The sequence below is a fragment of the Pseudoclavibacter sp. RFBA6 genome (assembly GCF_002931575.1).
GTDB lineage: Bacteria > Actinomycetota > Actinomycetes > Actinomycetales > Microbacteriaceae > Pseudoclavibacter > Pseudoclavibacter terrae.
The window spans coordinates 197,065-208,553 of sequence record NZ_PSUA01000012.1 but is presented as its reverse complement, the minus strand read 5'-3'; the positions used below and the strand labels follow the sequence as shown (position 1 = coordinate 208,553).

The 11,489-nt window shown below is 68.1% G+C and carries 10 protein-coding genes; 5 read left to right on the top strand and 5 right to left on the bottom strand.

Translation table 11 applies throughout. From position 1 onward, the window contains the following. Positions 1-70: 70 nt before the first annotated feature. The 5 genes from proB (at position 71) to C5C17_RS10880 (ending at position 6,387) form a co-directional block, all read left to right on the top strand. On the top strand, positions 71-1,216 hold the full coding sequence (gene proB, locus C5C17_RS10900; protein ID WP_104253403.1) for a glutamate 5-kinase: 1,146 nt from the start codon (positions 71-73) through the stop codon (positions 1,214-1,216). 50 nt (positions 1,217-1,266) lie between these two features. Then, the gene (locus tag C5C17_RS10895; protein WP_104253402.1) at positions 1,267-2,586 is read left to right on the top strand and encodes a glutamate-5-semialdehyde dehydrogenase; all 1,320 of its coding nucleotides are present in this window, start codon (positions 1,267-1,269) and stop codon (positions 2,584-2,586) included. A gap of 98 nt (positions 2,587-2,684) precedes the next feature. Further along, positions 2,685-3,101 (top strand): hypothetical protein, encoded by a 417-nt coding sequence (locus tag C5C17_RS10890; RefSeq protein WP_104253401.1) that lies wholly within the window; start codon positions 2,685-2,687, stop codon positions 3,099-3,101. 52 nt (positions 3,102-3,153) lie between these two features. After that, positions 3,154-5,703, top strand: a complete 2,550-nt coding sequence (gene glgP / locus C5C17_RS10885; protein ID WP_219820503.1) for an alpha-glucan family phosphorylase — start codon at positions 3,154-3,156, stop codon at positions 5,701-5,703. Between the two features lie 177 nt (positions 5,704-5,880). Beyond that, positions 5,881-6,387, top strand: a complete 507-nt coding sequence (locus C5C17_RS10880) for a DUF3145 domain-containing protein (RefSeq protein ID WP_104253399.1) — start codon at positions 5,881-5,883, stop codon at positions 6,385-6,387. Between the two features lie 133 nt (positions 6,388-6,520). On the opposite strand, the gene fabF is transcribed toward C5C17_RS10880, so the two are convergent. From fabF to C5C17_RS10855, 5 genes are all read right to left on the bottom strand, one after another. Beyond that, entirely contained in the window at positions 6,521-7,762 is a 1,242-nt protein-coding gene (gene fabF / locus C5C17_RS10875; protein WP_104253398.1) for a beta-ketoacyl-ACP synthase II, read from the bottom strand. A 90-nt stretch (positions 7,763-7,852) separates the two neighbouring features. Then, positions 7,853-8,098 (bottom strand): acyl carrier protein, encoded by a 246-nt coding sequence (locus C5C17_RS10870; RefSeq protein WP_068479114.1) that lies wholly within the window; start codon positions 8,096-8,098, stop codon positions 7,853-7,855. Positions 8,099-8,187: 89 nt separating this feature from the next. After that, the gene (locus tag C5C17_RS10865) at positions 8,188-9,198 is read right to left on the bottom strand and encodes a beta-ketoacyl-ACP synthase III (protein WP_104253397.1); all 1,011 of its coding nucleotides are present in this window, start codon (positions 9,196-9,198) and stop codon (positions 8,188-8,190) included. 30 nt (positions 9,199-9,228) lie between these two features. Next, on the bottom strand, positions 9,229-10,152 hold the full coding sequence (locus C5C17_RS10860) for an ACP S-malonyltransferase (RefSeq protein WP_104253851.1): 924 nt from the start codon (positions 10,150-10,152) through the stop codon (positions 9,229-9,231). Positions 10,153-10,230: 78 nt separating this feature from the next. Beyond that, positions 10,231-11,475, bottom strand: a complete 1,245-nt coding sequence (locus C5C17_RS10855) for a CdaR family transcriptional regulator (RefSeq protein ID WP_104253396.1) — start codon at positions 11,473-11,475, stop codon at positions 10,231-10,233. Between the last annotated feature and the right edge of the window lie 14 nt (positions 11,476-11,489).

The following is an 11,489-nucleotide window of genomic DNA, read 5'->3' as shown; positions in this document are numbered from 1 at the left end:
CTCGCTGCCGTGCCCGCGACGTTTCGCGACGCAATTCGGCACGCGCCGAGGATCAGGGGAGAATAGGCGGATGCATCCGATCGCCGCCCGTGCTCAGCTCTCGACCGCCCACCGCATCGTGGTCAAGATCGGGTCCTCATCGCTGACCGGCGCCGACGGACACCTCAACCTCGATGCGCTCCGCACGCTCGTGCAGGTGATCGCCGACCGGCACGAGAGCGGCCTGCAGACCCTGCTCGTGACCTCTGGCGCAGTTGCCGCGGGTATCGGCCCACTCGGGCTGCCCTCGCGACCGCGTGACGTCGCGACGGCTCAGGCGGCCGCATCCGTTGGACAGGGGATGCTCGTAGCCAGGTACGCGGAGGCCTTCGCCGACCGGGCGATCACGGTTGGGCAGATCCTGCTCACCGCGGAGGACACGGTGCGCCGAACGCGCTACAAGAACGCGCAGCGATCGCTCGAGCGGCTCTTCCGACTCGGCGTCGTCCCTATCGTGAACGAGAACGATGCCGTCGTGACCGATGAGCTGCGCTTCGGCGACAACGACCGTCTCGCGGCGCTGGTCGCGCAGCTCGTCGGCGCCGACGCGCTCGTGCTGCTCACCGACGTCGACGGCCTCTACGACGGACCGCCCACGAGGGAGGGCACGCGGCGCATCTCGGAGGTGCTCGGACCGAGCGACCTCGAGGGCATTGAGGTGTCCGGGAGGGGAAGCGACGTCGGAACGGGCGGCATGCTCACGAAGCTCGAATCGGTGTCGATCGCCACGGGCTCGGGCATCCCCGTCGTCCTGACGAAAGCCGACAATGCACGACCGGCGATCGCGGGGGAGCGCGTCGGGACCTGGTTCGCGCCTACCGGGAAGCGCGCCTCGCGGAAACGCCTGTGGATCGCGCACGCGGCACGCGTCCAGGGGAAGATCATTCTCGACGACGGGGCCGTGGATGCCGTCCTCGGAGGCCACGCCTCCCTCCTCGCTGCAGGCATCGTCGGCGTCGAAGGCGAGTTCGTCGCGGGCGACCCAGTCGAGCTCGTTTCGAAGAGCGGTTCAGTGATCGCCCGCGGCCTCACGGGCTTCGATGCGGTCGAGATCCCGGACATGCTCGGGCAGTCCTCGAGCGCGCTCCGCGCATCGCTGGGCTCAGGGTACGACCGTGAGGTCATCCACCGTGACGACCTCGTGCTGGTGCGCCCGAAGGGGCTCCGCGTCAGCTGAGTCGGGCGCAGCGGGCTGAGTGGCTCCCGCGCCGCATAGAATGCACTGTCATGACGATCTTGCAGGGTGAGCGCGCGGAAACGACCGACCAGGGTGATGCGGACGAGGCGGCAACAGTCGCGATCGTCGAGCTCGCCGGACGCGCACGAGCATCGTCCCGAGTCCTGGCGCGGGCGACGCGCGCGCAGAAGGACGGTGCGCTCCTCGCGCTTGCCGACGCGCTCGTGGCCGCCAGTCCGGAGATCCTCGCCGGCAACGCCCTCGACCTTCAACGAGGGCGTGCCTCCGGCATGTCCGGGGGACTTCTCGACCGGCTCGCGCTCGACGACGCACGCATCCGCGCGATCGCAGACTCGCTCCGCGAGGTCGCGGCGCTTCCGGACCCGGTTGGGGCGGTCGTCCGTGGGTCGACCCTCGCGAACGGCCTCCGACTCCGTCAGCTGCGCGTGCCCATGGGCGTCATCGGCGTCATCTACGAGGCGCGTCCGAACGTGACCGTCGATGTCGCCGGCCTCGCCCTGAAGAGCGGCAACGCGGTGATGCTGCGTGGCGGATCTGCGGCCGAGTCCTCGAACGAAGCCATCATCGGCACGATGCGCGCCGCACTCGAGGCCTACGGGCTGCCCGCCGACCTGGTGCAGTCCATCGACGAGTACGGGCGAGCCGGAGCGCGCGCGCTCATGCGTGCCCGCGGCCATGTTGACCTGGTCGTGCCCCGCGGCGGGGCTGGGCTCATCCAGACCGTGGTGCGCGAGTCACGTGTCCCCGTCATCGAGACAGGGGTCGGCAACTGCCACGTGTTCGTCGACAGCTCGGCCGAGCTCGACATGGCGCTCGACATCATCATCAACTCCAAGACGCATCGGGTCGGGGTCTGCAACGCTGCAGAGACGTTGCTCGTGCACGCGGACGCGGTGGCCGCGTTCCTTCCCGGCGCGCTCTCCGAGCTGAGCCAGCGCGGGGTTCGCCTGCACGGCGACGAGCGCACGCGGTCTGCAGCCCCGGGCGGCATCGAAGTCCACGAGGCAACGCACGAGGACTGGGCGACGGAGTACCTCGACTACGAGATCGCAGTGCGAGTCGTCGACGACTTCGACCAGGCTCTCGAGCACATCCGCGAGTTCAGCACCGGACACACGGAAGCGATCGTCACGAGCTCGCTGCAGGCGGCGGAGCGGTTCACCGCCGAGGTGGATGCGGCCGCCGTGATCGTCAACGCGTCGACTCGGTTCACCGATGGCGGCCAGTTCGGTCTCGGTGCAGAACTCGGCATCTCGACGCAGAAGCTCCACGCTCGCGGGCCCATGGGGCTCGAAGAGCTCACGACCACGAAGTGGGTCGTCACGGGCGACGGTCAGATCCGTTCCTGACCACCGCCGGGCGTGGGCGCACGAAAGATCAGACCAGGTGATGACGCGCGCGGTCAGGTGCGCCACGTAGCCTTCTGGAAGTCGAGGAAGGGACGATCATGACCAGCACCCCACTGCCCATCGAGAACCAGCAGCAGATTCTCGACCGAGTGTTCCTCGGCGAACTCGAGGTGTCTCGCGATCGCATCGCCGGTCCCTATGGCTCGTTGCCGACCGCGGGCTCAACGGTCTTCGTCACGAACATGTCGCGAGTCGAGCGGGCGATCCCCACCTGGGCGATCATCGTCGCCATCGCGGGGTTCTTCGTCCTGACGATCTTCAGCCTGCTCTTCCTGCTCGTCAAGGAGGACAAGGTCGTCGGCGGCTACGAGGTGCGCATCTCGAATCCCACCGGCACGCTGACGAGCTTCGTGCCGGTCGATGCGCGGTCCGCCGCATGGATCTGGCAGGACCTCCAGGGGCGCGCAGCCGCCGCACGAGAGATCATCGCGTCGGTCACTTCTTCCGTTCACTGACGTTCACTCGCGCGACGCTGCGAGCGCGCGTTGTGGGGCTACGCTGTACCGCGTGAAGGCCTACGACTCGCTGCCCGTATCCACTGTCCTCCCCGATGAGCTCGCCGCGCTGCGGCTGCTTGCGAAGAACCTCCGCTGGTCGTGGCGCCCGAGCGCCGAGCGACTGTTCGCGGGCATCGACGAGCGGTTGTGGCGCGACTGCGGCCGCAATCCGGTCGTGATGCTGCGCTCACTTCCAGCGTCGCGGGTCGCCGAGCTCGCCGCTGACGACGCGTTCCTCGCCCGTCTGGGACAGGAGGCCGAGAACCTGGCCGCCTACCTCCAGAGCGACCGCTGGTTCCACGAGCGCACCCGCGCGACCGAAGACGAGGCCACGAGCGTCGCCTACTTCTCCATGGAGTTCGGCATCACCGAATCGCTGCCCGTCTACTCCGGGGGCCTCGGCGTGCTCGCCGGCGACCATCTCAAGAGTGCGAGCGATCTCGGTGCGCCCGTCATCGGCATCGGGCTCCTCTACACCTACGGGTACTTCTCGCAGACGCTCTCCCGGGAAGGGTGGCAGCAGGAGGCGTACACGGAGCATCCTCCGACGGATCTCGCGGTCGACCCCGTGCTCGACGCCGAGGGTCAGCAGGTACATGTAGCGCTCGGCTTCCCCGACGGGAGATCCCTCGACATCGCCCTCTGGGAGGCGCAGGTCGGGAGCGTGCCTCTGCTGCTGCTCGACACGAACCTGCCGACGAACCCCGAGGACTTCCGCGCGATCACTGACCGTCTCTACGGTGGTGACGCGGAGCACCGCATCCGCCAGGAGATCGTGCTTGGCGTCGGTGGTGTTCGCGCTGTTCAGGCCTACGCGGAACTTCGCGGGCGTCGGCAGCCGACGGTCTTCCACCTCAACGAGGGCCACGCCGGCTTCTCAGGGATCGAGCGGATCGGGCAGCTCATGGCTGACGGCGAGACGTTCGACACGGCCCTGGCGATCGTCCGCTCGAGCACCGTCTTCACGACCCACACGCCGGTTCCCGCAGGCATCGACCGATTCGATGCGCACCTCGTTCAGCGCTACCTGGGCTCGTCGGGCGGCCACACCCTTGTGCCCGAGGTCCCCGCTGCGCGCATCATGGACCTGGGAGCGGAAGACGATCCGGGCCGCTTCAACATGGCGCACCTCGGCCTCCGGCTCGCCCAGTACGCCAACGGCGTCGCCAAGCTCCACGGCGTCGTCTCACGAGGCATGTTCGCGAAGCTCTACCCGGGTGTGGAACCCGAGGAGGTGCCGATCGGCTCCATCACCAACGGCGTGCACATCCCGAGCTGGACCCGACCGGCGATGATGCCAGTCATCGAGGCGATGAACGGCGGTCGGGACCTGGCCACCTCCAACACCTGGGACAACCCCGGCGCGGTCGGCGCTGAAGAGCTGTGGCGCATCCGCGGCGAGCTGCGTGCCGAGCTGGTGGGTCGCGCGCGCGACTCCGTGCGAGCGTCGTGGAAGGCACGCGGCGCGCAGGACGCGGAGCTCGGCTGGGTCAGGGACGTCCTCGATCCCAGCCGGCTCACCGTCGGCTTCGCGCGCCGGGTCTCGACGTACAAGCGTCTGACGCTGATGCTCCAGGACCGTGAGCGGCTGGCGCGAATCCTGAACAATCCCGAGCGGCCCGTGCAGTTCGTGATCGCCGGGAAGGCGCATCCGGCGGACATGGGCGGCAAGCAGCTCCTGCAGCAGCTCGTCGCGTTCGCCGACGAGGCTGGTGTGCGGGATCGCATCGTGTTCCTGCCCGACTACAACGTCACGATCGCCAAGCACCTCGTAGCCGGGAGCGACGTCTGGCTCAACAATCCCGTGCGTCCGCAGGAGGCCTCGGGGACCTCAGGCATGAAAGCCGTCATGAACGGCTGCCTGACCTTCTCGATCTCCGACGGCTGGTGGGACGAGATGGCGGATGACAGCGTCGGCTGGACCATCCCCGACACGAGCGGTGTCGACGAGCACACCAGGGACGCGCTCGAGGCTGGGGCCCTCTACGACATCCTCGAGCATGAGATCGCCCCGCTCTTCTACGACCGTGACGAGCGCGGTCTGCCCGTCGAATGGGTCGAGAAGGTGCGCCGCTCGATCGCGATCGTCGGGCCGAAAGTCGCTGCCGAACGCATGGTCCGCGACTACGTGAACGACTTGTACCTGCCAGCGGGGCGTTCGGCGCGGGTCGCCGCTGATCGGGGCGAGACTCGTGCATTCGCCAGCTGGCTGGGTGACGTGCGCGCGGCTTGGCCGAGTGTTCGGGTCGACTCCGTGGCAGCAGCTGACCCAGCTCCGAGGACTGGGGAGAGCCTCCGACTGTCCGCTCGCGTGGAGCTCGGGCAGCTCCGCACGGACGACGTGCTCGTCGAGGCGATCGTCGGGGTGCCTGGTGAGCATGGGGAGCTGCTGGGCGCTCGAATCGTGCAGATGAGTCCGGCCAGCGGGCGGCCGTCCGAGTTCCTGGCCGATGTGCCGCTGGACGCTCCGGGTCGCCTCGGCTACACGGTTCGCGTGCAGCCCAAGCACGCCTACCTGCAGGCGCCGGCCGAGCTCGGCCTGGTCCGCTACCCGGTCTAGCTGCGAACTTCCGGGCGGCGGCGTCGAAAGTAATGACAGGCTTGTCATTCGGCGTCGCCGTCGGGCATAATTCAAGAGACGACAGAAATGTCGACGTCTGGTAAACGATGCAGTTCGCATCCATTCATCACGTGATCGTTGGGGAAGACGAATCACCAAACGAATGGAGGAGAACTCATGGTTGCACCAAACGCAGGAGGGGTGCTCTACGTGCACTCCTCTCCTAAGGCGCTTTGCCAGCACGTCGAATGGGGTGTCGGTCGCGCCCTCGGGTACGCCGTCAACCTGCCTTGGATCGACCAGCCGGTCATTCCAGGTCAGTTGCGCGCGGAATTCACGTGGGAAGGCGAGCCTGGCGCAGGGGCGGCGATTGCGTCGCATCTGCGCGGATGGGCTCACCTTCGCTTCGAAGTCACCGAGGACGCGCGTCCTGGCGTCGATGGCGGCCGTTGGATGCACACGCCTGAGCTTGGTATCTACTATGCCCAGACGGATGCCTCTGGCGGCGTCGTGGTTCCGGAAGAACGCGTTCGGTATGCGATGGAGATCGCGGGCGGCAACGCCTCAGAGCTCCACCGTGAGCTGCGCCTCGCGCTTGGGCAGGCTTGGGATGACGAGTTGGAGCCCTTCCGCATCGCCGGAGACGAGAGTCCCGTCGTCTGGATGCACCACCGCGTCGGCTAGGTCAGCCACGCCGCAGGTCCGCCGAGAGGTGAGTCTGCAGCTGTTCTCGACACTCCAAGGACTGTGGCCCCTCAGGTTTCCACCTGAGGGGCCACAGTTCTGTCTGCGCGCGAGGAGCCGCGTGCGAGATCTTCTAGATGCCGCGGAACGCGACCACGGCGTTGTGCCCGCCGAAGCCGAACGACGTTGAGATCGCGACCTTGCCGGACGCTTCGAAGGGGCGCGGTTCGGTCACCACGTCGAGGTGGATGGCCGGGTCCTGCTCGTTGAGGTTGATCGTCGGAGGCAGCGTGCCCTCGGACAGCGCGAGCACCGTGAACATGGCCTCGATGGCCCCGGCCCCGCCGAGGAGGTGCCCGGTGGAGGCCTTCGTCGCCGACACGGGGATCGACGCGAGGTGGTCTCCGAAGACGGACTTGAGGGCCGTGAACTCGGCGATGTCACCGACGGGTGTCGAGGTCGCGTGCGCGTTGATGTGGGTGACGTCCTCGACGGCGACCCCGGCTCGCTCGAGTGCAGCCCTGATGGCGCGGGCAGCTCCCGTACCTTCCGGGTCCGGCGCGGTGATGTGGTGCGCGTCTGCGGTCACTCCGCCACCGATGAGCTCGGCGTAGATGCGGGCACCGCGTGCGAGGGCGTGCTCTTCGGTTTCGAGCACGAGCGCTGCCGCGCCTTCTCCGAGGACGAAGCCGTCGCGGCTCACGTCGTAGGGGCGCGACGCGTGCGACGGGTCGTCGTTGCGCTTGGAGAGCGCCTGCATGGCCGCGAAGGACGCGACGGGAAGGGGATGGATGGCGGCTTCGGATCCTCCCGCGACCACGACGTCCGCGAGGCCCTGCTGGAGGTGCTCGTACGCATCCGCGATCGCTTCGGTGCTCGAGGCGCACGCGGAGACGACGGTGCGGACGCCGGCGCGGGCCTGGATGTCCATGCCGATCGCAGCTCCGGGGCCGTTCGGCATGAGCATGGGAACCGTCAGTGGCATGACGCGGCGCGGCCCCTTCTCGCGGAGCGTGTCCCAGGCGTCGAGCAGGGTCCACACGCCGCCGATGCCGGTGGCCCAGTCGACGAGCAGCCGCTCGGCGGGGATGTCGCCAACCGTGAGGCCGGCGTCCGCGAAGGCTTCGCGGCCGGCGATGAGCGCGAACTGGCTTGACGGGTCGAGGCGCTTCGCCTCGTGGCGGGGGAGCACCTCGCCTGCCGGGACCTTCGCGGTCGCGGCGAATTCGACGGGGATCTCGTACTTCGCGACCCATTCGGCCTCGAGCGTCCGGGCTCCGGACTCACCGGCGAGGAGCGCTTCCCACGTGCTGCGGGCGTCTCCGCCGAGCGGGGAAGTCGCTCCGATTCCGGTGACGACGATTTTCTTGGTCATGACAATTGCTCCTGAATGAACTGGGGCGAAGGTGAAACAGTCACCAAGAGTGGGCGGCAGATGCCGCCCACTCGAAGTGGAGGACCGTCCTTAGGACGCTGCGACGATGAAGTTGACGGCGTCGCCCACGGTCTTGAGGTTTGCGACCTCGTCGTCCGGGATCTTGACGTCGAACTTCTCTTCGGCGTTGACGACGATCGTCATCATGGAGATCGAGTCGATGTCGAGGTCGTCGGTGAAAGACTTCTCAACGGTGACCGTGTCAGCCGCGATTCCGGTCTCGTCGTTTACGAGCTCAGCGAGTCCCGCGAGAACTTCGTCGTTGGTAAGTGCCATGGTGTTTCTCCTTGATTGTCAATGACCGAGCCAAGTGTATTGGTCGGCGGCGGTGCGTGGTGGAGGCGTGCGGGGAGTTCTTGGCCGCGTCAGGGGAGCACGACGACCTGGGCGCCGTACACGAGGCCGGCGCCGAAGCCGATCTGCAGCGCGAGGCCTCCCGAGAGCTCGGGGTTCTCTTCGAGCAGTCGGTGCGTTGCGAGCGGTACCGAGGCGGCCGAGGTGTTGCCGGTCGTCGCGATGTCCCGGGCGATGACGACGTGGTCTGGCAGGGCGAGCTGCTTCGCGAACTCGTCGACGATGCGCATGTTCGCCTGGTGAGGGATGAACGCGGCGAGCTGGTCGGGGGTGACGCCCGCCTCTTCGAGTGCGCGGCGCGCGACCTTCGCCATGTCCCAGACCGCCCAGCGGAAGACGCTCGGCCCGTCCTGGCGCAGCGTCGGCCATTCGGAGCCGCCTTGGCGGTACTCCTGCAGGCTCGCGTTCATGGAGACTGCTTCCCAGCGTGAGCCGTCGGATCCGAGGATCGACTTGGAGATGCCGGGACTGTCGCTCGGCCCGATGATCGCCGCTCCGGCGCCGTCACCGAGGAGGAACGAGATGGTGCGGTCCGTCGGGTCGATGAGGTCGGAGAGCTTCTCCGTACCGACGACGAGGACGTGCTCGGCGACGCCGGTGCGCACGAGCGCGTCGGCCTGGGCGACGGCGTAGCAGTAGCCGGCACAGGCCGCGTTGAGGTCGTAGGCTGCCGCGGGCGTCGTGCCGACGAGGTCGGCCAGGCGGGCGGCGAGCGACGGCGTCTGCATCCCGTTGCTGATCGTGGCGACGATCACGGCACCGATTCTGCTCGGGTCGATGCCGGAACGCTCGATCGCCTCGCGGGAGGCGTCGACGGCGAGGTCGAGTGCGCTCGTGTCCTCGTTTGCGCGGACTCGGGTGATGACGCCGGTGCGCTGACGGATCCACTCGTCTGACGAGTTGATCGGCTCGATGATCTCCGAGTTCGGCACGACGCGCTCACCGCGGGCTGCGCCCATTGCGAGGATGCGCGTGTACTGCGCGCCAGTCGACTGCACGAGGGTGGGTGTTGCTGTGGTCATGCGAGTCCTCTCGAGGATGCTCTTGGCGGGTCAGGCGTCGGCGGCTATGCGCTCGCGCGCGACGTCGAGGTCTGCGGGAGTGGAGAGCGCGAGCGTCGGCGTCCCCTTGAGGGCGCGCTTGGCGAGCCCGCTGAGGGTGCCGGCGGGCGCGAGTTCGATGAGCGAGGTGACACCGGCGGCGGCGAAGGAGCGCATGCAGGCGTCCCAGCGCACGGGCTGGGCGAGCTGTCGGATGAGTGCTGCTCGGAACTCGGTGCCGTCCGTCACGGTCTCGCCGGACTCGTTGGACCAGATGGTGCGCACTGGATCGCGAACGTCGAAGAGCTCGGCGTCCGCGCCGAGCTCGGAACGAGCCTGCTCCATGTACCGCGTGTGGAACGCGCCGGCGACTTTGAGGGGGATGACGCGCGTTCCGGCGGCCGGTTCGCTGCGGAGCGCGTCGAGGGCCTCCGGGGCGCCTGCGGCGACGATCTGGCCGCCACCGTTGAAGTTGGCCGGAGTGAGGTCGAGCTCGGCGAGGCGCGCGAGAACGGCTTCTTCGTCACCGCCAAGCACTGCGCTCATGCTGGTCGGCGTCGCGGCCGCATCCTGCGCCATGAGCTGCGAGCGGCGGGCGACGAAGCGCATGGCGGTGTCGGCGTCGAAGATGCCAGCAGCGTAGGCGGCTGTGATCTCGCCGACGGAGTGTCCCGCGACGCCGCGAACAGCGGACGCTGCTCCGGGGAGTTCCATGAGGGAGTTCCACGCGAGGATGCCAGCGGCCACGATGAGGGGCTGGGCGATCGCGGTGTCGCGGATCGTGTCGGCGTCTGACTCGGTTCCGTGCTTGACGAGGTCGATGCCGGAGGATGCGGACAGCTGCTCGAGCGTGTCTCGGTTCCTCGCGTCTTCGATCCAGGGGAGCAGGAAGCCTGGAGTCTGAGAACCCTGGCCTGGGCAGGTGACGACAATCATGGATTCCATCATGACAGCACTTGGGCTTTCAGCCCTGTAGCAACAGTCCCAAGAAGTCGAGAATTCATTAGAGGATCTCTAGTGGGAGGTGCGCCGGCCGCGTCGCGGCACGTGGGCTGCGCCGTTCGTGCCCGCTTGGCGTCGCGGTTCCGGCTGCTTGGGCTCGGCGATGTTGCCGAGGATGAGCGCGCACTGCAGGATGAGGGCCTCGCGCGGGCCGGTCGCGTCCCAGCCGATGACTTCGCTGACCCGCTTGAGGCGGTAGCGGACCGTGTTCGGGTGCACGAACAGTTCGCGCGCGGTCGCTTCGAGGGAGCGGCCGTTGTCGAGGTAGCACCAGAGCGTCGTGAGGAGGTCGCTCTGGTGGTCGGCGAGGGGTCTGAACACACGGGCGACGAGCGTCTGTCTCGCGAGCGGGTCGCCCGCGAGAGCTCGCTCAGGCAGTAGTTCGTCGGCGAGCATGGGCCGCTGCGCCTTGCGCCAGGCGCCGGCGACCGCGAAGCCGGCGAGTGCGGCGCGAGCGCTTCTGGAAGCCTCGACGACGCTCGGCACGGGTGGGCCGAGCACCAGGCGTCCGTCACCGAAGCTCGGTTCGAGGCGCTCGGCGATCTCCATGAACGGAACCTGCTCGGTCTCGTCACCCTCGCCGTTGGGGTGCGCGCGCCCGATGACGAGCACGAGGCGCCCGCCCTGGACGCCGACGAGCAGGTCGACCTTGTTGTGTCTCGCGGTTCGGCGGATCTGGTCGACCTCGAGGATCCTCGGGGTGGTCCCGACGAGCACGCTCACCTCGCCGTGGCCGTGCCAGCCGAGTGCCGCGATGCGGCTCGGGAGCTCGTCGTCGTGCTCACCCGTGAGGATCGAGTCGACGACCAGCGCCTCGAGGCGCGCATCCCACAATCCGCGAGCCTCCGCGGCGCGGGCGTAGACGTCCGCAGCCGCGAAGGCGATGTCACGCGAGTACTTCAGCACGGCTTCACGCACGTCGCCGTCGGTGGACTTCGTCCGTTCCTCGACGACCTCCACGACCACTCGGATGAGCTGCAGCGTCTGCTGCAGGCTCACCGAGCGGAGGAGCTCGCGCGGGGCGGAGTCGAAGACGTCCGCCGCCACCCAGGGGGTGGCGGTCGGGTCCTCGAACCAGGCGATGAAGGAGGAGATGCCCGACTGGGCGACGAGGCCGACGGCGCTTCGTCGCCCAGGGGGCATGTCCCCGAACCAGGGAAGGGTGTCTTCCAAGCGCTTCACTGTCGCGGTCGAGAGCTCTCCCGAGATCGACCGAAGCCAGTTGAGTGTCTGGTCCTTTGTGCGTGGAGCGGGCATGATTCCGAACTGTG

Coding starts and splice junctions, on each gene's coding strand:
- proB (WP_104253403.1), top strand. CDS start 71: ATGCATCCGATCGCCGCCCGTGCTCAGCTCTCGACCGCCCACCGCATC.
- C5C17_RS10895 (WP_104253402.1), top strand. CDS start 1,267: ATGACGATCTTGCAGGGTGAGCGCGCGGAAACGACCGACCAGGGTGAT.
- C5C17_RS10890 (WP_104253401.1), top strand. CDS start 2,685: ATGACCAGCACCCCACTGCCCATCGAGAACCAGCAGCAGATTCTCGAC.
- C5C17_RS10880 (WP_104253399.1), top strand. CDS start 5,881: ATGGTTGCACCAAACGCAGGAGGGGTGCTCTACGTGCACTCCTCTCCT.
- fabF (WP_104253398.1), bottom strand. CDS start 7,762: ATGACCAAGAAAATCGTCGTCACCGGAATCGGAGCGACTTCCCCGCTC.
- C5C17_RS10870 (WP_068479114.1), bottom strand. CDS start 8,098: ATGGCACTTACCAACGACGAAGTTCTCGCGGGACTCGCTGAGCTCGTA.
- C5C17_RS10865 (WP_104253397.1), bottom strand. CDS start 9,198: ATGACCACAGCAACACCCACCCTCGTGCAGTCGACTGGCGCGCAGTAC.
- C5C17_RS10860 (WP_104253851.1), bottom strand. CDS start 10,152: ATGATTGTCGTCACCTGCCCAGGCCAGGGTTCTCAGACTCCAGGCTTC.
- C5C17_RS10855 (WP_104253396.1), bottom strand. CDS start 11,475: ATGCCCGCTCCACGCACAAAGGACCAGACACTCAACTGGCTTCGGTCG.